This is a genomic window from Gymnodinialimonas mytili, from assembly GCF_037544085.1.
GTDB lineage: Bacteria > Pseudomonadota > Alphaproteobacteria > Rhodobacterales > Rhodobacteraceae > Gymnodinialimonas > Gymnodinialimonas mytili.
Genome location: NZ_JBBIFW010000002.1, coordinates 879357 through 899151, shown reverse-complemented (window position 1 = coordinate 899151; position 19795 = coordinate 879357). Strand labels below are relative to the sequence as shown.

The window sequence follows — 19795 nt, the reverse complement described above, 5'->3', positions numbered from 1 at the left end:
GCTACACCGCAACCATAAACCCAGCGAAAAATGCCGAAAGCTGATCGTGGGCCGCAAACGGCAAGACATTGGCCACAAACTGATCCGGGCGCACTACAATCAGCGCCCCTTCGCTGCGATTGACCTGTCGGGCATCGTAAATGTCATTGCGCGGGTCCAAGCAAAACACTTTTTCATAATCCTGCAACCCGTAGCGGCCCTTCCTGGGCACCAAAAGTGACGGCAAGTCAGTGGGCGAAAGCCCTTGATGCCCCACTGGTAGTACGGCGCGCAGATCGATCACAGCATCGATATCTTCCCCTGGTGGGGTTGCGGCAAGGATCGGGCTTTTCGGGTCGTCGGCAAGGAACGTGCAGAGCCTCTGCAAAGCCGCCCTGTGATCTTGGGGCGCGAAGGCCACGATCCGCCACCGCCCATCGGCCCTGAGCATATGGCCCAGATGCATCGGCTTAGCATCGGCCAACCGGATCACCGGCGCCGAATGGAACCGCTTGCCCACCGGGAAGCCCAACGCCAAAGCCTGATGATCCGAATCTCCGGTGATCAGAGAGGGTTCATAGCGGGTCTCGACCCCTGCGGTGTAACGCCCATGTCGTTTGAAATAGCGCTGAAACGCTTTGGCTTCATCGGCGTGCTCCGGACGCGCGCTGAACAATCGCGCCATGTCGCGGTCAAAGTCGATCAGCTCCTGGGCTTGAGCCTGACGCTCAGCCGAATAGCTGCGCAGCAGATCTGGGCCGGATTGCCCCCGCACCACTGCGGCCAGCTTCCAGCCGAGGTTAAATGCATCGGCCATCGACACGTTCATGCCCTGTCCCGCCTTCGGGCTATGGGTGTGACAGGCATCGCCGGTGATGAAGATATGCGGGTCCTGTTCCGGGCGCGCGTCGTCGAATTGATCGCAGAGCCGTTGCCCGATCTCATAGGCCGACCACCACGCCACCTCCTTCACGTCAAAAGCATAAGGCGACAGGATCGCTTGCGCCTTTGCGATCAATATGTCCGGTGTCAGATTTCGGTCGGCGACCCGCTCGTCGCCATGCAGCGCATCCAACTCGATATAGAGCCGCACCAGATAACCGCCTTCGCGCGGGATGATCAGGATGCTGCCCGCACCCGCCGATTGGATCACGGATTTCAGCCGGATATCGGGGAAATCCGTGATCGCCAGCACATCCATCACACCCCACAATTGACGCGCGGCCTCACCCCGCAAGGCATAGCCCAGTTCGGCTCGGACGGTACTATGCGCCCCATCGCACCCGACCACATAGCGGGCGCGAATTGTCTCTGTGACGCCGTCGGGGCTCTGAAACATGGCCTCAATCGGATGAGAGCCCGTATCACGCGTCAATGACATCAAATCCATCCCGTAATCCGGCACCAAACGCCGCGGCGCATTGGCCATAACCTCCAGGTAGAAGTCGTGGACACGCGCCTGGTTCAGGATCGTATGCGGCATTTCAGACAGGCCGTCTTCGACATCCTGGATCCGGTCGGCTCGGTGCAGATCACCAGCGCTACCCGGGCGCCAAAAGGCGACCTCATTAACCCAATAGGCCTCTTTCATTACGCGATCTGCGAAACCGAACGCCTCAAACATCTCCATCGAGCGGCAGGCGATTCCATCTGCCTGGCCGAGTGATAAGGGGCCGTCCTTTCGATCCACAATCCGGGTGACGATGTCAGGAAATGCGGCCAGTTGAGCGGCCAAGGTCAGGCCAGCGGGACCGCACCCGACAATCAGCACATCGACAATCTTGGGCTGGACAACCACCCGATCGGCTGCGGGCGATATCGATGGATCGCCCGGGCGATAGCCGTTTAGATGGTATTGCATTGCGCCCCCAACCCGCAAATCGAACCGCATTCTACTCAACAGGTTCGAATGTGCGCAATATGGCTGACGGCTTGGCCCGAATTATGCCGACAAGCCGCGCCAAAGCTCCGAAAAATGATGAACCGGCCCATGGCCTTGGCCAACCGACAGCGCATCGGCGTCTGTAATGGCCATTGCCACATAGGCTTTGGCGCGGGCGACTGCCTTGGCCATGGGCACGCCGTGGGCAAGATGCGCGGCTAAGGCCGAAGACAGCGTACATCCTGTGCCATGGGTGTTCTTAGTGGCAATCCGCGGCGCTTCGACCCAGTGCAGATCGGCGCCGTCGAACAAAACGTCCGGGCTATCGGCTTCCTCAAGATGCCCGCCTTTGACCAGAGCCGCATCGGGGCCAAGCGCTGTCAACGCCCGGGCTTGCGCCGCCATGTCGTCGCGGGTTCGAGCAACCGGTACGCCCAACAGGTGAGCCGCTTCGGGTAAGTTCGGCGTCACGATCCGGGCAAGCGGCAAAAGCCGACTGCGCAACGTTTCAATCGCATCCTCAGCCAGCAGCGGCGCACCGCCCTTGGCGATCATCACGGGGTCTAGCACCACAGGCACCGCCTTATGCGCCTCAAGAACATCCGCAACCGACGACGCGATATCGGCCGTCGCGATCATACCGATCTTGACGGCATCCACGCGGACATCTGCAAATACGGACGTGATCTGGGCCGCCACAAAGTCGGGTGTCACCAGTTCAATCCCGTCCACACCTTGCGTGTTTTGTGCCGTCAACGCCGTCAGCGCCGCCATACCGTAGGCACCATTTGCCGAAATCGACTTCAAATCCGCCTGAATACCCGCCCCACCCGATGGATCAGAGCCTGCAATGGACAGCACATTCCTGATCATGGGCCTTTCCTTCCCGCCTGGAAAACCCCACGCGCCGGAGCTTTGGGATCGAGCCACCTGCACATCGCGATGGGCAACAAAACGTTTTGGGGTGACATGTCATCGTCCTTTCCGGTCAGAAAGGCGCGATCCAAAGGCAGGAAGCCCGTCAAATCTCGCCTCCCTACGCCAGCATGATCTGGTTCAGGTTCGAAGGGTACGTCTCAGCCTTGCGGCGCCCCTGGCGCAACCGGGATAGGACCCGTGTTTTCGAAAGTCAAATGCTGCACCATCCAGCATTTCTGCACTCGAACCGAAGACAGGAATTTACTTGAGCCCGCCTTCTGGGCAATCTTCGCGACGGGGGGAGAGGATCACCAATGAAGACCCAAGTTGCGATCATAGGCGGGGGGCCGTCCGGTCTGCTCCTGGCGCAATTGCTGCACACAAAGGGGATCGACAGTATCGTTTTAGAACGCAAGACCCGGGACTATGTTCTGGGCCGCATCCGCGCGGGCGTTCTCGAACAGGGGCTTGTGGGCCTGATGGAACAGGCCGGATGCGCCGAGCGGATGCACCGCGAGGGCTTCCTGCATAGCGGCACGCTTATTTCCTACGACGATCAGATGTTTCGCCTAGATTTCACCGAGCATACCGGTCGCGCCGTCATGGTCTATGGTCAGACCGAGGTGACGCGCGATCTCTATGCCGCCCGCGACAAGATCGGCGGGCAGGTCGAGTTTAATGTGGCTGACGTGGTCATAAACTCGGCGGAACAGGGGCCTGTCGAAATCTGCTATAAGATCGAAGGAAAACCCCAAAAGCTAGAGGCCGATTTCGTCGCGGGCTGCGATGGCTTCCACGGTGTCAGCCGGAAAACGATCCCCGAGGATGTGCGCCGCGAATACGAAAAAGTCTATCCATTCGGGTGGCTCGGCGTGTTGTCGGAAACACCACCCGTCAATGACGAATTGATTTACGCGAATTCACCGCACGGCTTTGCACTATGCTCGATGCGCAATGACCAGCTCAGCCGCTACTACATTCAATGCTCGATGCAAGATCAGCCCTCAGATTGGAGTGATGAGGCGTTTTGGACCGAACTCAAACGCCGGATCCCAGCCTCAGAGGCCGCTAATTTGGTCACCGGCCCCTCTATCGAGAAGTCCATCGCACCGCTTCGATCCTTCGTGACGGAGCCGATGCGCTGGGGCCGTCTGTTCCTGTGCGGTGATGCCGCCCATATCGTACCGCCCACCGGTGCCAAAGGGCTCAACACCGCCGCCTCAGACGTGCATTACCTATTTCAGGCGCTGACCCAGTTTTACACGGAAGATTGCAGCGATGGGATCGACGGCTACTCGGAGAAGGCGTTGCGCCGTGTCTGGAAAACCGAACGCTTTAGCTGGTGGTTCTCGTCACTCATGCATCGCTATCCTGACCAGAGCGAATTCGACCGCAAGATGCAGATCGCAGAATTGGACTTTCTACGCAGCAATGAAGCGGCACAAAAAGCGATGGCCGAATGCTATGTCGGCTTGCCGTATTGAGGGGCACCTGCGATGAGTGATCGGTTCGACAGAGGCATGAAAACACGCCGCGCTGTGCTGGGCGACGAACATGTGGACCGGGCCGAAGCTGCAACGACAGCGTTCGATGCCCCCTTCCAGCAGATGATCACCGAAAACGCCTGGGGCACGCTTTGGTCGGATGAGACGATTTCGCATCGGGAACGGTCGATGTTGACCCTGGCGCTTTTGGCCGCGACCGGGAATTTTGCCGAAATCCCCATGCATATTCGTGCCACCGCCCGCACAGGCGCCAGCGAGCAAGATGTAATCCAGGCCTTCATGCATGTTGCAGTGTACGCGGGCGTGCCCAAGGCCAACCACGCGATCAAATTGGCGAAAGAGACCTTTGCACAAATGGCCGAAGACGCACGTTAGGCATTCGCAAACCGGCGTGCCAGCGCTGGCAAATCCACTCGGGCGCCAATCCGGGTCGCCAATAGATACAACCCTCCGATCTTGCGCTGCAAAAACAGCGTATCCGCTGGCGGGATGTGCCATAACTCACGGTCTTGGCCAATCACTTGACCGCGCGTGCGCAATTCGTCGGCCAGCGTGGTGGTCGCAAAATCAAACCGGTCAGGGCCGCGCAGAGCGGAGAACCCCATCTCAGCCATATCCAACAACGCCGTCTGATGAGCCTTGGAGAGGCCGGGTTTGATGAACCCGATCTCCTCCAGCGCGGCATAGATGTCAGAGCGCGCGCCATCCAAACCCGCCCGCAACAATCGACGGTGGCCTTCAGCCAGATCATCTGGGATGTCGCGTGCCGCGCCGAAATCCAGCAAAACAAGCTGCTCGGTTTCAGGCCGCCATCGGTAATTCGCGAAATTGGGATCCGTTTGCATCACGCCAAACTCGAACAGCTCGGCCAGGCATAATTCGATCAATGCCTCCAAAGCCGCATCGCGTGTCGCAGGCGCCGCCTCTTGCAGCGTTTCAATCGGGCTTGCGGGTTCGAACCCCATGGCCAGTGCGTCCGGTGTCGACAAATCTGCGCGGTAGGTGGGCACAATAAACCGCGCATCTTGCTGCAAAAGCGCACCAAACCGGGCCAGATAACGGCCTTCGCGGGCATAATCCGCCTCTTCGTGGAGCTGTCGGCGCGCCTCCTCCATCAGCGGACCCAAATCCAATTCCTTGGGCCACAAGCCCGACCATCGGATCAACGCCGCCGCATTGTTCAAATCGCTGTCGATCGAGGCACGTATCCCGGGATATTGCAGCTTGATGGCCAGGCGCATCCCGTCTTTCGCTGTCGCCCGGTGCACCTGCCCGATGGAGGCTGCTGCCAGAGGGCGCGTATCGAAGCTTTTGAACTGGGCCCGGAAGGACGGACCATAGGCACCGGTCAACACCGACTTCAGCTGTGCGGGTGGCATGATATCGGCCTCTGACCGCAAGCGCGCCAGGATATGCTCCAATTCAGGCGGCAGCAGATCACCGGTCTCCATCGACAGCAATTGCCCAAGCTTCATGACCGCGCCGCGCATTTCCGACAGACGCTCCGCAATACGCGAGAGGTTGCTCGGCGTTAGCATGACCGAGGCCATATCCGCAGGCTCCCCCCGCAAGGCGGCCCGCGCCCGGCCCATCGCCGCGCGACCGGCAAGTCCGGTGGCCAAACCGCCCAGCCGCGTAAAGCGCGCCATCCGACCGGTCGGCACCGGATTGTGGCGAATATCGAACGGATTGGCGGGGCTATCTGTCATCGCGTCATTCTGGCTGTTCTGCTTTCGCGAAGACACCTAGCGCCGAATGGCCGCAATCCCAGTGGATCGGACCGCGTTCTCATACGGTGGCGCTTGGATCATGCTTCGCGGGTGTTGGTGGTGGTGAGCAATTCGCTTACCAGCAACTCAAGTTCCGGCCGCCAAAGGCGCAAATGCACGCTAAACCTTGGCTGGCGTTCCCGTTGACATCGACAGATCGAACAGGCGCGTTAACGCGTCCGGCGGTCGATGGCAGACCGCCTATCTTGGATGGGATATGTCAGGCTAGCGTGCAGCGCATAGCGCCCGCGCCCGTCATTCTTGGCACGATACAAGGCCGCATCCACATCCTCCATCATCTGTTTCAACGACGGTCGAGTTGAGTATTGGGCGCTTGTCACGATGCCGACACTCGCTGAAATCTGGCAAACGATGTTTCCGAATGTCACGGGCTGTTCGATCCGCTGAATAATACGACTGGCGATCCGGCCCGCCACCGCAGGCTCCACCACGTCACGCAGCACCACCAGGAACTCGTCACCGCCGATACGGGAGGGGATGTCATTGCGGCGCAGCTCTTCTTCGAATATCCGCCCGACGGCGCGCAAGACGGCGTCGCCTGCCGGATGGCCATACGTATCGTTGACCTCTTTGAAGAGGTCGAGATCGACTTGCAAAAGCGTGAATTGCTCATCGACGCTTTTCAGAATACGCTCCAGATCCAAATCGATGGCGCGGCGGTTGGGCAGTCCCGTCAGCACATCGGTCCGTGCCTGGTGCTCGGCAGACGCATGGGCGGCCTTCAACCGCTCGGTCAGATGGCGCGAGAGGCGCGCAGTCGAGGCATTGGCCTCGTGCAGATACAGTAAATCCACCGTCTGATCATTGGGCGCGAAATCCCGCAATGTCAGAGAAAACTCTGCAACCGCCCGCACGAATGAAAGCCCAAGAGAAATATCTACAATCGCCCCATCCTCGCCAGGCAAGCGCGCCAGATGCGCGCGCAAAGGCAGGTCTGGCTTGCGGCGCAGGATCAGGCCAATCCGTTGATTGGCTGCGGCAAACAACGTTTCCGTATCCATGACATCAACAGGGTGATGGACACCGAACAGGGAAAAGAACGGCGCCTGGCCGACAAGATCATCCCCTAGCATCTTCCGGATGGTGGGACCCGCATGTTCGATGATGCCGTCCATGGATAAACGCAGATGCATCGGCATCAACTGATCGAACACGCCATCTGACGAAATCGGAACTCCGTCCTTTGGGAAATCCATCGCCGTCATGCCAACACCTCTCCCAATTGGAAGCTGCGGCCTTCGGCATGCTGTACATCCAAAAGCTCGACTTTGAGGAATTCGGTACCAATCCCATCGGCTTCTTCGCGCCCGTCGAGCGATAGGATGGCCAGCGTTCCATAATCATCGGCCATGGCCCGCAAGCCGCCCAAGAGGATTGCGGAGATCCCGGGCAACTGCCACTGGGCCGACAGGCGAAAAGTCCGCTTGTCCAACTGCGCAACGGCGATTTTGGGAATATCGAGATCCGGCATCACCAACCGCCCCCGATCGCGCAATTCCTCAAGCGACCAGATGAATTCGGGAAAGGTACTGCCCCCAAACCGTAGCAGTCGGCGCAGCGGATCCAACGGTGGATGTGTCACCAGGAACGTCCCCATATCTTCCAATAGAGAGGCAGAGGGCCGGTGCAAAAGCTGTGTCGTGGTATTGAAGACGGCGACGGTCAGCGCGTCGTCATAGTAGGTCATGGATTCAAAATCATCGATGGGCAGGTCCGCCTGGTCGCGCACCTCATCCCAAAGATCCTCCCCAAAAGTGGAGGTTACAAAGCCCTGGAAGGCTCGATTGATAAGCCCATGCATCGTCGCGCCATATCCTAGTATCGTCCCAGAACGGGACCCGTCAGGGCGGCACGCTAGGCATCAGAGGTAAACATTCCCTTGCCAATCCAAGAAAGACAGCATCAAAAATCGGTCGGCGCACCGCCTTCGGCTTTGCGGCGGGCCACGAACTCGCGCAATTCCTCTCGCACCGCCGGATCCATCTGCGGGGGTTCGAACTCGGCCAAGATCGCATTGTATGTCTTGTGCGCGCGCTCGGCCGTCCAAGCCCCGCCATCCAAACGCCACGCCTCAAAATTTCGCCAATCGGACAGGAACGGGCCATAAAACGCAGTTTGATACCGATCCTGGGTATGCTGGCAGCCAAAGAAATGCCCGCCTGCCCCCACCTCAGCAATCGCGTCCAGCGCCAGATCCCCATCGGAAACGCCCAGCATCTCGGGTTCGAAATAGCGCTGGATCTGCTGCAACACCTCGCAATCCATGACGAATTTCTCAGGGCTCGCGATTAGCCCGCCCTCCAGCCAGCCTGCTGCGTGATAGACCATGTTGGTGCCCGATTGCACCGCCGACCAGAGCGAGTTCGAGGTCTCCCACATCGCTTGGCCATCCGGCACATTGGCTGCGCAAACGCCACTGGCACGCATCGGCAGGCGATAGAACCGCGCCATTTGACCAGTGATCTGTGTCGCGCGCATGTATTCCGGCGTCCCAAAAGCTGGCGCGCCCGATTTCATGTCTACATTCGATGTGAACGTCCCAATCGCCACCGGACAGCCCGGTGCGATCCATTGCAACAGCGCAATCGCAGCCAACCCTTCGGCGATGCTTAACGCAACCGCCCCCGCAACCGTGACCGGCGCCATGGCACCCGCCAGGGTAAACGGAGTCACCACCACGGGCTGCCCGCGCCGCGCAAGTCGCATCGCCCCATCCAACATGGGAAAATCGTGCTTCAGAGGGCTCACCGAGTTGATGTTGGTGTACATCCGAGGCTGGGCGTCAAATTCCGCATGCGATAAGCCCGCCGCGATCCGCACCATCTCCATCACATCTTCAACACGCTCCGCGCCCAGGGAATAGGCGTGGGACACCTTGTCGGTCAGCGTCAGCTTCTCATAAAGGCAGTCCAGATGCCGGATCGACGGATGCACATCGATGGGCTCCACCGGATACCCGCCCGCAAAATGAATACAGTTAAAATACTGTGTGAGCTTCATGAAATCGCGATAGGTCTCGAAATCGCCGGGGCGTTTGCCGCGTTCCAGGTCCCAGGCGTTGGGCGGGCTCGACACGTTGCCGAAAACCATGTGTTTGCCGCCGATGGTCAACGCCTTGTCGGGATTGCGGGGCACAATCGTAAATGTCGCGGGCGCACGCGGAATCATCTCTTCGACGAAGGCCGGGTCGAAAAACACCGTTTGGCCTTCGATCTTGCAACCGGCCTGCCGCAGATAGCCGATGGCCTCGTCATTCAAAAACTCGATGCCAATATCCGACAGGATCCGCAGCGCCGCATTGTGGATCGCCTGGACACCGCCTTCATCCAGCGGCTCGGTTGGCCGGTCGGTATTGATCGGCACGCGCCAAGGCATCTGCTCGATCGCATGGGCCGAGGCTCGGGCGACGCCAGCGGCGCGTCCACCGCTACGGCGGCGTTGAGGGAGTGATGCGGCGTCTTCCATGGGCGCGATCCAGCTTGATGACGATCCCCCATGCTTGCCCAGGACGGCGCAAGCCGATTTGCCCTTTCCGACGCCAGGCGTCGCATTTGGGCCGCGCTAACCCGTTAGCCACGTTGGTCCAGCCAGTCCGGCAGCTCCGCAATCGATGGCAGCACGGCGTCCGCCCAGGGGGCAAGCACAGCGGCAGTCGCCACGCCGGTGAGAACACCCAGCGTACGAAACCCTGCCGCCCGCCCCGCATGCAAGTCATGGGTGCTGTCCCCCACCATCACGCATTCATCGGGCGTCAGCCTGGTCTCCGCCGCGAAGGCCAGACACATACCGGGTGCCGGTTTGGCGCCATGTCCGCTGTCCGAGCCCGCAATGAAGGCAAACCGGTCAAACACACCCTGCCCCGCAATCTGCTGCCGCGCTGCCATTTCGCTGTCATTGGTCGCCACACCCAGGGGCAGCCCGCGATCGATTAGGGCATCAAAGACATCGGCCAGCGGGGCCGCTGGGACCATCTCCGTCGCGGCGCCTGCATCGTCGAGAAAGGTTTGGATCTCGGCCCGATTGCGATGCGTCAACACATCGGCAATAGCATCGGCCACCTCTGCCGCCGTACCGGCTATGGCAAAAGAACTGGGATGAAATCGCCGCGCCTCCAGGTCGTAGTCCAGGCAATCGGCCAGACGCTCGGCAAGATCAGCGCGGCCACCAGCCAGCGCTTGGATCGTGTGCCATGTTCCCACACCCCAACTGGCCTGAAAGTCGAACAAAACGCCGTCCTTGTCGAACAGCACCCCTTTGATCGCCATGGGTCAGGTCCAGTTCGGCAGGTCGCCGCCCGGCAGGTATGCACGGACAGAGGCAATCTGGTCAGGTCGTAGCTCGACCGCTTCCGCGGCCTGGATCACCCAATTGTCATCCATTTGAACAAAATCCAAAACGGATGCGAGGAAGACCGGATTGGCAGCATTTTTCTTTAAATCTTGGGCACTTGCCCCAGTCGCGCCCATAAAAAGCGGCATCAGGTCATCATTTGCCGCCAACCACGCCAAAATACGCAGCGCAGATGTCTCAGCGGATTCTTGCCCGACTGTTTTCATTGCGTTCCCCCTTAAAGGGTTTGTTAACTTTTCGATTCCAATTTGCTCGCCATAGGGGTCGCGTAGCAAAAACAGAGTAGTCGTAGGAGTTCGTTGGACATGACAGGCCGTATCTTAGTTGTCGACGACGTCGCCACCAATCGCATTGTTATGAAGGTCAAGCTAGCGGCCGCATGCTACACCGTCGAGCAGGCTGAAAATGGCGCTGCTGCCCTTCGGATTGCCCAGGAAAAGAAGCCCGATCTGATCCTCTTGGACGTTATGATGCCCGATATGAGCGGATTGGAAGTGTGTCGCAAACTGAAGGCCGACCCTGTCACCGCCGATATCCCCATCCTTCTGATCACCGCGCTGTCGGACCGCGACGCGAAGATGGAAGGGCTGGAGGCAGGTGCAGATGATTTCTTAACGAAGCCGGTCGAAGAGGTGACACTGCTGGCGCGCGTCCGCTCGTTGCTGCGCGCCCGCGACTCAGTGCGGGAACTTCTGGTCAGCGATGGTTCTGCCGGAAGCTTCGGGTTTGCCGAAGCACCCACTCAATTCGGTGTGAAGACGCGCCCTGGTCGGATCGCCCTGGTGGCGCCCGGCCCCCGCGGAGCGATCCTTTGGAAAGCCGCAATCGATGATCGGATCGGTGGCGATGTGCGCATCATCCAGCGCGAGGCGGCGCTCACCGAAGCGGCCGCCGATCCGGATAGCGCTCCGGATATCTTCGTGATTTCCGTCGATCTGGCGCAACGGAACGAAGGTCTGCGCTTACTGTCGGATCTGCGATCGCGCCCGGGCACACGGCACGCGGCCTCGATCATGATCTTGCCCGAAGGCGATTCCGAACGCGCCGCCATCGCGCTCGATTTGGGTGCCAATGATGTGCTGCACGATCCGTTCGACGCCAAGGAGCTTGCCATTCGCATTTCCGCGCAGTTGGACCGCAAGCGAGAAGCGGACCGGATGCGCGCGGGGGTGCGCAGAGGGCTGGAGGCGGCGGTAACCGATCCACTGACTGGTTTGCACAATCGTCGATTTGCGTTGCACAGGATGGAACAGATGTTGGCCAATCCAGGCTCAGGCGTTGCGGTCATGATGATTGATCTGGATTACTTTAAGAAGATCAATGACCGCTACGGCCATCCCGCGGGTGACGAAGTGCTGTGCCAGGTGGGCCACCGCCTACGCGCTCAGTTGCGCGGCAACGATCTGCTGGCCCGGGTCGGTGGCGAAGAATTCCTGGTTGCCATGTCGAATACCGACCGCAACGGTGCGTTGGAATGCGCCGAGCGCCTGCGAGAGGCCGTCGGTCGCACGGATTTCGATGTTTCCGATGACATCAAGCCCATTCATGTCACCGCCAGTGTGGGCCTGACCCTGCCCGAGGATGTCCATAAGGGCGCGCGGGCGGATGCGTTGATCCAACAGGCCGATGATGCGCTGTATAGTGCCAAAGCCATGGGCCGAGATCAGGTCAGCCGCATGCCACGGCCAGCAGCTTAACGGCGCGCGCCGCCAAATCGCCGCAGCATCCGGCGCAAGTTTTCGGCAAGCTCGGCCCGTTCGGCCGGGCTCATCTCCTCGACATAATCCAGCAAAGCGCCATGCCCGCTGGCTTGCATGGCCTCAGCCGCGCGTCGACTGCGCGCCAAGGCGGCTTCGACCGCGTCACGCTCAAACGGGTTAGCCAATAGCGCTTGTTCGACATCCCGCAGTGCGTGGCCAATCTCTCTCCGCTCAGCATGCAATATCTCGCCCCCATCGGATGCAACGCGGTCGCGCAATGCCTCTCGGTCTTCCCGCGACAATGCCAGTGCAAAGGGTCCCAGACCCATCGCCGCAAGCCGCGGCGGCCCACCTTCCTTCGGCCCGCCATAGTTCAAGGCAAAGCCCGCCGCCAAACCGACGATCGCCAAGTTCAAAGCCAGCGACACCGCCAGTGCGATTTTCAAACCGCGCCTGCGCGGCGGTGGCGAGGTATCTTGCGGCTGCAAATCAGACATCCCCAACCTCCACCCAAAGGGCGCTCAAATCCGGTGTCACTCCGTAATCCGAGCTCAGCGATGCAGGCAAGGCCCCGCTTCCAAGCCAAAGCTCCAGCGTATCCGGCACTGCAAAACCGATCATCAGACCAAGCGCACCCGCAGCGGTAATCCCCGAGGCTGCGCCCCATCCCCCGACAGCGCTCACCAGGCCGATGATCCAACCACGCCGCGGCGGTGCGGCCGGGGTCATCGCGGCAAGCTCGGCCTGCACCCGGTCGGCATCGGCCAGAACCCGTGCACGCAAGGCGGCATCAGGGCCAGCAGCACGCGCCTGGGCAAACATCGCCTCCAACGCGTCGTCGTCTTGCCTATCCGTGTCCATAGCCCAAGGCCTCCTTCTGTCCGGCAAGCGCGGCTTTCAACGCCCGCTTGCCCCGCGCGGTCAAGCTTTCCACGGCTTCCACCCCCACGTCCAATATCTCGGCGATCTCTGGGTTGGATAAACCCTCGATGTGGCGCAGGATCACCGCCTGCCGCTGCCGTTCCGGTAGCGAGGCCAGCGCCGCGTCCAACGCGTCGCGGCGGCCTGCCTCTTGCAAACGCGCCTCGGCGCCCGGGCTCGGATCCGCAAAATCATCCTCACCCAATTCGACGGACCGGCCCGAACGGCGCAACCGGTCGATCGCCAGATTGGCGACAACCTTGTGCAACCAGGTTGACGGCTTGGCTGCCCCATCTGCTTGCCACGTGCGCGCCGCGCGCCAAAGGCGCAAAAGGGCCTCTTGGGCAACATCCTCGGCCTCAGCCGCATTGCCCAGCACCCGCGCCGCATGGCGATAGGCGCGCGGCAACAGCCGATCGGTCAAGACCCGCGCCGCATCGGGATCACCGTTTGCAAACAGAACCATCAAGGTTCCATCCGCCAGACGGCCAAGTTCGGTATCCGACCGCTCCATCCTGCTGCAATACCTCGCCGTCCGGTGTTTGGAAATGGGCCAGCAACAGCTGGCCCAATCCCGCTTAGCGGCGATCGCTGCCATGGCGACGGCCCATCCGGTCGAGCAGGCGCGACACAGCTTCGTCAAACTCGGCCTCGGTGACCGACCCATCGCCATCGGCATCCATACGCTCGAACATCCGTTCAGGATCCGGGCCGCGGCGACGGCCCTCGCGTGCTTCATCCAGCTCGGCCTGTGTCAATGCGCCATCGCCATTGGTATCCGCGCGTTCGATCATCCGATCCACACGCTCGGCGTTGCGTTCGGCGGCCCGGGCCAGCAATTCATCGCGGCTCAATTGGCCATCGCCATTTGTGTCCGTATTGACGAACCGCGCATCTCCTGCCGCGGCGAGTTCCTCAAGCGTCACCGCGCCGTTGCCATCTGCATCGAGTTCTTCGAAGATCATGCGCGGACCGTCCGGCCCCCGCTCCTGCGCGGCCAACGGGGCCGCAAGCGCCACGGGGATCAAGATGCTCAGCAAGGCTGCTTTTGTCATCGACATGGGGCAATCTCCTTTGTTTCTGCCTGTCTGATCGGTCTCACGGCGCATCGCCTGCATTCCGTCGCGCTTTTTTTTCGCCGCCGCGCCGCCCTGTCGCGGGGGCGTGGGCTTTACCAACGCTCAAAGGAGGCGCATTTATGGTCCATGGAACTTAACGACACGCACGCAGCACCCGCCCCATTCGCCCCGGCCCAGCCCGAGCGCCCGACCTGGCCTGCCATGGTGAACGGCCTTCGCCATCGTTGCCCCAGTTGCGGCGAGGGGCACTTGTTTGACGGCTATCTCAAACTGCGCGCACGCTGCCCGTCCTGTGATGAGGATCTGAGCCATGCGCGGGCCGATGACGGGCCCGCCTATCTATCGATCCTGGTGACGGCAAAGGTGATGGGGACGGCGCAATTGGCGGCTTATCAGGCGTTTGAGCTGGAACCCTGGGTGTCGGCCGTGACCTTCTGCATCGGGGTGACTGTGATGGCCTTGGCCCTGTTGCCACGGTTCAAGGGGATGATCGTCGGCATTCAATGGTCCAAGCGGATGCACGGTTTTTGAGCGACCAAACCCCGATCCGCGATGCGGCCACGGTGATTGTGCTGCGTGATGCTCAGACTGTTCCGCGGGTTCTGATGGGACAGCGTGGCAAGACCGCCGCCTTCATGCCGTCGAAATTCGTGTTTCCAGGCGGCGCCGTCGACCGCGCCGATGCCGATATCCCCCTTGCCCGCCCGGCGGCGCCAGAAGATGCGGCGCGGCTGGCCGATGGAACCGCGCACCCGTCAGCCCTGATCACAAGTGCCGTGCGCGAGCTTTGGGAAGAAACCGGCCTGCTTTTGGGTCGCGCGGATGCGCGGGCGGCCACCCTGACACCCCCGATGGGGTGGGCGCGCTATCTGGCCACCGGGCATCTGCCCGACGGCGCGGCGTTGAATTACGTGTTTCGCGCCATCACCCCGCCGGGTCGGCCGCGCCGCTTCGATGCGCGGTTTTTTCTGGTCGATGCGGCAGGGCTATCGTCGGACCCTGATGATTTCTCCGGCGCCGAGGATGAGTTGAGCCATCTGCAATGGGTGCCCCTGGCCGAAGCGCGCAGCTTTGACATGCCGTTTATCACCGAGGTGGTCCTCGCCGAACTCTCCGCACGGATCCGCGGCGAAGCTGCACCGGGCGTGCCGTTTTTCGATAATTCCGGCCCGGTCAGCCAGTTTCGCCGGTTGTGAACGACCGGCCAAAGGGATTGCGCTTTGCGTTGCAAATCGCCCGGTGCTTGGGGGACTAGTCCCCCAAACCCCCTAACGAGAGGGATCCTCGGACCCCTCTCGTGCTCTCCCCGAGGGTATTTCGGGCCAATGGAAGCGGTCAGAGGCTGCTCCAGAGGATCAGGGCGAGCGAGAAAATGATCAATGCGATGCCGATGATCTCGGAGCGGGAGGTTTGTTCCCGCAGCCAGAAAGCGGAGAAGAAGAAGGTGAACAGCAGCTCAATCTGGCCAAGCGCTTTGACATAGGCCGCGGTTTGCAGCGCGAAGGCAATGAACCAGCCCAGCGATCCCAGCATTGACGTCAGACCTGTCAGAGCCGAGATCCGCCAGCAGGCAATGACGCGCCAGATCTCTCCACGTTCGCGGACCGCCAGCCAGGTACCTAGCGTCAGCGTTTGGATGATCGTCGCCGTCAACAGCGCCATTCCAGCACGCATGGGAACGTCACCATCTTCCAAGGCAAGGGTCGCCCCGCGATAGCACACAGCCGACACGCCGAACAAAACGCCGGAGGCGAGCCCGTAGCCCGAGGCGGCATTAAACACCCGCTTGGTCCAAGGCAAACCGCTATCCTGCGGTGGGTCGGACAACACCAAGACCCCCGCAAAACCCACTGCAATTGCGGCGATAACGGGTGCGGACACGCCCTCTCCCAACAGAACAAACCCGATCAACGCGGTCAGGATGACCTCGGATTTCTTCAGGATGATGCCGACATAGAAGTTCCGCCGCGCGAACAGAGCCACCACGCAGGCCGTTGCCAGCATCTGAGCCATCGCGCCGCTTGCAGCATAGGCCCAGTAGAGGCCCTCGGGGCGCGGGAGGCTTTGTCCGGTGCTGAGCCCATAGGCGCCGACGACCACGGCCACAAACGGCACCGCAAACGCGAACCGCGCCCAGGTGGCACCGCCCGTGGATAGGCGCGTAACTTTCAGGTGCCGCTGCAGCAGAAACCGCAAATTCTGCATGAAGGCGGCAAAGAGCGTGGCGGCAATCCAAACGGGCATGTGCCCCACATGCGCCCCTGCCGGACCGGTGACAAGCTACTTTTGGGGATAGAGCGGATGGGCGACTGGATCTTTGGCGCGGATCAGATGGCGGCGAAAGATCTCGCCATAGCTGCGGTAGACATAGCCGTCATTGCGCGCCAGATATCGGGTGCGATTGGCGAAATAGATCCCGGGCAGGCGATACCAGGGCAATCTGGGATGCATGTGATGGACGACGTGCAGGTTGTTGTTCAGGAACAGAAATGCCAGCACTCCGCGATCTTCGATGATCACCGTACGCCCCCGCACGCGATCATGGGCCTGATGTTCCAGAAAGGTGCGGATCTTCAGTATCGACAACCCGCCATAGCAGGCCAGCAGATAGGCCCAGATCGGCAGCGGCGACCAGGCGACCAGCGCCAAGATAGCGATACATGCCACGCCATGGGCCAACCACGCGCTCGCGATCCCGTAGGCGCCTGCACGGATCGCGCGCAGATCCTCCGCCATGAACACCATCTGCGCCAATGCCGGACCGATCAGCATACGCCCCAGCAGCGTGTTATTGACCCGCAGCACAAGCTGCGCGGCGCGCGGCAAACGCTGCCATTGCGCGGGGTCGAGATAGTTGGATTCAGGGTCGTCGTAGGGATCGGTCAGATTGGCATCCATGTGATGGGCCAGATGCGTGTCGCGAAACCGAATATACGGAATGGCGAGGTTTAGACTAGCAAACACCAACGGCTCTCCCAGGCGCCGATCACCAAAGGGATGGCCGTGCAGCACCTCGTGCTGAAGCGAGGCCTGCAGCGCGATCACCGGCATCAACACCAAAACCGCGGCCCAAACCGGCAAGAACCAAAGGGCCAATCCAAACGCCCCGTAACACAGCACAATCAATCCCAGTGTCGGCCACTCGATCCGCATAGACCCTCCAAATTGTTCAAGACCCGGCGTAGTCCACACGCCGATTGACGGAGCGTATCGCCCCTTGATTGTCAGGAGCAGTCAGTGTTTTCTCTACATATCTTCAACATTGATGGATTTTCTCAACAATGCTGGACATTATCGACAAGCGCGCCCGTGCTGATCTGTTTCGCGATCGTCTGATTGCCGCGCTGACCACGTCAGAGATCAGTCGCGCCGCGCTGGCCCGGTCGGTGGGCATTGACCGCTCGACTGTCACGCAGATGCTTGCCCCCGATGATCCAAGGATACCTGGCGGTCATGTGGTCGCGGCCTGCGCGCAGGCACTGCAGGTCTCCTCCGATTGGTTGCTGGGGCTCAGCGACCGGCCTGAACAGGCTGGCGCTTTGCTGGCGAGTTCGCTGTCCATCTCCGAGACCGGGCGCGCCACGACGCTGGATGACCAGATCTTCGAATGGCAGCGCGAGGCCGAGGGTTACAAGATCCGGCACGTGCCAGCCACGCTGCCCGACATGCTGAAAACCGATGCGATGCTGCGCTGGGAATATGCGCCGCTGACCCATCGCCGCCCGGCGGAAGCCATTGATGCCGCCGCGGAGCGTCTGGATTGGCTGAGCCTGACCCATAGCGACTACGAAATGGCCTGTGCGGTGCATGAGCTGGAAAGCTTCGCGCGCGGCGAGGGCTACTATACCACCGTGCCCAAAGCCGTGCGCGCCGAGCAATTGGATTGGATGATCGAGGTCTATGACCGCCATTATCCCGGCCTGCGCATGGTTCTTTATGACGCGCGTGTGGTGTTCTCGTCCCCAATCACCGTCTTTGGCCCCCAAATGGCGGTGATCTATATGGGCCGACACTACATTGCCTTCCGCGATCGCGAACGCGTTCAGGCCATCACACGGCACTTCGATTGGCTGGTGCGCGAGGCGCAGGTGGGCTCCCGCGAGATCCCCGCTTTCCTCGATGGGTTGCGCGCGAAGACCGACTGACCGCACCGCATCGAGAGATCCCGTTTAGGTCAGATCTTCCACGAAACGGGCTTTCAACAAGGCCTCGCGGTATTCATCGTCCGCCGTGCTGTCAAAAACGATGCCGCCCCCGACATTCAATGTAACCTCTCCCGACGCGGTGCAGATCAACGTGCGGATCGCCACGTTAAATGCCATCGCCCCATCTGGCGCGACCCATCCGATGGCGCCGCAATAGGGCCCCCGTGGCCCCTGTTCCAAATCCGACAGGATTTCCATCGCACGGATCTTCGGGGCACCGGTGATCGACCCGCAGGGAAAAAGCGCCTTGAAGATATCGGCCAGCCCATGCTCCGCCTTGATCTGTGCGACGACCTCCGAGGTCATCTGATGCACCGTCGCATAGCTTTCGATGTGAAAGAGCTTGGGCACCTGAACGCTTCCAATTTCAGAGATACGGCCCAGATCATTCCGCATCAGATCGGTGATCATCAGATTCTCTGCCTGATCTTTCTCCGATGCCGCCAGCCGAGCTTTCAGCGATGCATCCTCTTCAGGCCCAGCACCGCGGCGCATCGTCCCCTTCATCGGGCGCACGCGCAACTGCCCCGATTTGGAGATCGAAAAGAACAATTCCGGCGACCGGGACAACAGAACCGGCTCTCCAAGGTCGACCAAAGCCCCATGCGGGACGGGTTGTCGGCGAGCGAGGGCTTGGTAGAGATCATGGACAGATCCCTTGAAACGCGCCGTCATCGGAAAGGTCAGATTGGCCTGGTAGATGTCGCCGCTTTGAAGAAAGCCATGCACGGTGCGAAAGGCCCGCTCATAGTCCGCAAACTGCCAAACCGGCGTAAATGGCCCGAGCCTTGGGGCTGAATGCGTGTCGTTTCGATCCGGCACTTCGGGGCCCTTGAAGACACCAAATCGCAACAGCGGCTCTTGGCGCGTCGGCGGCAGTTTCGCGGCGATCTTGGGGATCAAAACATAGCCCAATTCGTATGACGCGCTGCCCGCAAGCCAATGGCCCCGGCTTTGCGCCGTCTCCATGGCCTGCAACGCATCTGCGACGTCCGCGGGCTGCCAGGCTTCGATCAGAGCGTCCGGGTCTCGAAAGAGCGTCCCCGTTCCAAGCGGTCCGCTGTCAAACAGGACCGACATGTGCCGTGCCTGCCTGGCCATCTAGAAATCCGCGGCGGTGCGCATCTCTCGAAGGGGGCGGACGATATCGACGCAATCCTGATAGATCGGATGCGCGCGATAGGCGGCCAGGGCGGCCTCGTCGGCAAATTCAGCATAGACCACCACGTCCACCTCGTTGGAATACCGGTCTTCATTGCGGTTCAGGCACACTTCGAAATGGCTGACCGAGGGGATATCCGCCAGCATCGACAGCCCGGCGACGATCCGATCCACATAGCCCGGATCCTTGCTGCTGAAGAACACGACATGGCGAATAAGCTCTCGGTCTGGCTTGCCGTTTAACATCGCAAAATTCCCGTTCTGAATCCGCGTCTTGGGGGCGGTCACGCGACCCTAGCCATGGG

22 protein-coding genes and 1 riboswitch are annotated in these 19795 nt (G+C 60.8%); of the genes, 6 read left to right on the top strand and 16 right to left on the bottom strand.

The annotated features are described in order from the left end of the window. Window position 1 precedes the first annotated feature (1 nt). Window positions 2-1840, bottom strand: coding sequence for an FAD-dependent monooxygenase (locus tag V8J82_RS13910; protein ID WP_339975966.1), 1839 nt, complete (start codon window positions 1838-1840; stop codon window positions 2-4). A gap of 81 nt (window positions 1841-1921) precedes the next feature. Further along, window positions 1922-2734, bottom strand: a complete 813-nt coding sequence (gene thiD / locus V8J82_RS13905) for a bifunctional hydroxymethylpyrimidine kinase/phosphomethylpyrimidine kinase (protein ID WP_339975965.1) — start codon at window positions 2732-2734, stop codon at window positions 1922-1924. Between the two features lie 143 nt (window positions 2735-2877). Then, window positions 2878-2966, bottom strand: a riboswitch (TPP riboswitch). Between the two features lie 127 nt (window positions 2967-3093). On the opposite strand from thiD, the gene pobA reads away from it, so the two are divergent. Both pobA and pcaC read left to right on the top strand, forming a co-directional pair. Beyond that, window positions 3094-4263 carry a 4-hydroxybenzoate 3-monooxygenase gene (gene pobA / locus V8J82_RS13900; protein ID WP_339975964.1) on the top strand — a complete coding sequence of 390 codons (1170 nt, stop codon included), beginning with the start codon at window positions 3094-3096 and terminating at the stop codon, window positions 4261-4263. A gap of 12 nt (window positions 4264-4275) precedes the next feature. Further along, the gene (gene pcaC / locus V8J82_RS13895; protein WP_339975963.1) at window positions 4276-4659 is read left to right on the top strand and encodes a 4-carboxymuconolactone decarboxylase; all 384 of its coding nucleotides are present in this window, start codon (window positions 4276-4278) and stop codon (window positions 4657-4659) included. Here pcaC and V8J82_RS13890 read toward each other — a convergent pair. The 6 genes from V8J82_RS13890 to V8J82_RS13865 all read right to left on the bottom strand — a co-directional run bounded on the left by V8J82_RS13890 (window position 4656) and on the right by V8J82_RS13865 (window position 10630). Beyond that, window positions 4656-5993, bottom strand: coding sequence for an ABC1 kinase family protein (locus V8J82_RS13890; RefSeq protein ID WP_339975962.1), 1338 nt, complete (start codon window positions 5991-5993; stop codon window positions 4656-4658). The two genes, pcaC and V8J82_RS13890, sit on opposite strands and share 4 nt — an antisense overlap. A gap of 230 nt (window positions 5994-6223) precedes the next feature. Continuing rightward, window positions 6224-7279 (bottom strand): diguanylate cyclase domain-containing protein, encoded by a 1056-nt coding sequence (locus tag V8J82_RS13885; RefSeq protein WP_339975961.1) that lies wholly within the window; start codon window positions 7277-7279, stop codon window positions 6224-6226. After that, window positions 7276-7875 (bottom strand): heme NO-binding domain-containing protein, encoded by a 600-nt coding sequence (locus V8J82_RS13880; RefSeq protein ID WP_339975960.1) that lies wholly within the window; start codon window positions 7873-7875, stop codon window positions 7276-7278. The genes V8J82_RS13885 and V8J82_RS13880 overlap by 4 nt, the downstream gene beginning before the upstream one ends. A 101-nt stretch (window positions 7876-7976) precedes the next feature. Further along, complete coding sequence (locus tag V8J82_RS13875; RefSeq protein WP_339975959.1) at window positions 7977-9539, bottom strand: trimethylamine methyltransferase family protein; 1563 nt, start codon at window positions 9537-9539, stop codon at window positions 7977-7979. A gap of 104 nt (window positions 9540-9643) precedes the next feature. After that, window positions 9644-10339 (bottom strand): HAD family hydrolase, encoded by a 696-nt coding sequence (locus V8J82_RS13870; protein ID WP_339975958.1) that lies wholly within the window; start codon window positions 10337-10339, stop codon window positions 9644-9646. Between the two features lie 3 nt (window positions 10340-10342). Further along, window positions 10343-10630 (bottom strand): DUF3572 domain-containing protein, encoded by a 288-nt coding sequence (locus V8J82_RS13865; RefSeq protein WP_339975957.1) that lies wholly within the window; start codon window positions 10628-10630, stop codon window positions 10343-10345. A gap of 99 nt (window positions 10631-10729) precedes the next feature. On the opposite strand from V8J82_RS13865, the gene V8J82_RS13860 reads away from it, so the two are divergent. Next, window positions 10730-12121, top strand: coding sequence for a diguanylate cyclase (locus V8J82_RS13860; RefSeq protein ID WP_339975956.1), 1392 nt, complete (start codon window positions 10730-10732; stop codon window positions 12119-12121). Here the strand turns inward: V8J82_RS13860 and V8J82_RS13855 are convergent. The 4 genes from V8J82_RS13855 to V8J82_RS13840 all read right to left on the bottom strand — a co-directional run bounded on the left by V8J82_RS13855 (window position 12118) and on the right by V8J82_RS13840 (window position 14106). Next, complete coding sequence (locus tag V8J82_RS13855) at window positions 12118-12621, bottom strand: periplasmic heavy metal sensor (RefSeq protein WP_339975955.1); 504 nt, start codon at window positions 12619-12621, stop codon at window positions 12118-12120. The genes V8J82_RS13860 and V8J82_RS13855 overlap by 4 nt on opposite strands. Beyond that, a complete protein-coding gene (locus tag V8J82_RS13850) occupies window positions 12614-12985 on the bottom strand; it encodes a hypothetical protein (protein WP_339975954.1) in 372 nt (123 codons plus the stop codon). Before V8J82_RS13850 ends, V8J82_RS13855 begins: the two co-directional genes overlap by 8 nt. Further along, entirely contained in the window at window positions 12972-13559 is a 588-nt protein-coding gene (locus V8J82_RS13845) for an RNA polymerase sigma factor (RefSeq protein ID WP_339975953.1), read from the bottom strand. Before V8J82_RS13845 ends, V8J82_RS13850 begins: the two co-directional genes overlap by 14 nt. Before the next feature lie 64 nt (window positions 13560-13623). Beyond that, the gene (locus tag V8J82_RS13840) at window positions 13624-14106 is read right to left on the bottom strand and encodes an EF-hand domain-containing protein (protein WP_339975952.1); all 483 of its coding nucleotides are present in this window, start codon (window positions 14104-14106) and stop codon (window positions 13624-13626) included. A 144-nt stretch (window positions 14107-14250) separates the two neighbouring features. Here V8J82_RS13840 and V8J82_RS13835 point away from each other — a divergent pair, with 144 nt between their 5' ends. Further along, a complete protein-coding gene (locus V8J82_RS13835; RefSeq protein ID WP_339975951.1) occupies window positions 14251-14655 on the top strand; it encodes a DUF983 domain-containing protein in 405 nt (134 codons plus the stop codon). Further along, the gene (locus tag V8J82_RS13830; protein ID WP_339975950.1) at window positions 14652-15320 is read left to right on the top strand and encodes an NUDIX hydrolase; all 669 of its coding nucleotides are present in this window, start codon (window positions 14652-14654) and stop codon (window positions 15318-15320) included. Before V8J82_RS13835 ends, V8J82_RS13830 begins: the two co-directional genes overlap by 4 nt. 139 nt (window positions 15321-15459) lie before the next feature. Here V8J82_RS13830 and V8J82_RS13825 read toward each other — a convergent pair whose 3' ends face one another. Then, a complete protein-coding gene (locus V8J82_RS13825; protein WP_339975949.1) occupies window positions 15460-16368 on the bottom strand; it encodes an EamA family transporter in 909 nt (302 codons plus the stop codon). A gap of 36 nt (window positions 16369-16404) precedes the next feature. Further along, complete coding sequence (locus tag V8J82_RS13820; RefSeq protein WP_339975948.1) at window positions 16405-17277, bottom strand: fatty acid desaturase; 873 nt, start codon at window positions 17275-17277, stop codon at window positions 16405-16407. 128 nt (window positions 17278-17405) lie between these two features. On the opposite strand from V8J82_RS13820, the gene V8J82_RS13815 reads away from it, so the two are divergent. After that, window positions 17406-18269, top strand: coding sequence for a helix-turn-helix transcriptional regulator (locus V8J82_RS13815; protein ID WP_339975947.1), 864 nt, complete (start codon window positions 17406-17408; stop codon window positions 18267-18269). Window positions 18270-18293: 24 nt separating this feature from the next. Here the strand turns inward: V8J82_RS13815 and V8J82_RS13810 are convergent, their stop codons facing one another. Further along, window positions 18294-19430, bottom strand: a complete 1137-nt coding sequence (locus tag V8J82_RS13810; protein ID WP_339975946.1) for an aminodeoxychorismate synthase component I — start codon at window positions 19428-19430, stop codon at window positions 18294-18296. Beyond that, window positions 19431-19736 (bottom strand): Dabb family protein, encoded by a 306-nt coding sequence (locus tag V8J82_RS13805; protein ID WP_339976050.1) that lies wholly within the window; start codon window positions 19734-19736, stop codon window positions 19431-19433. Window positions 19737-19795: the final 59 nt, after the last annotated feature.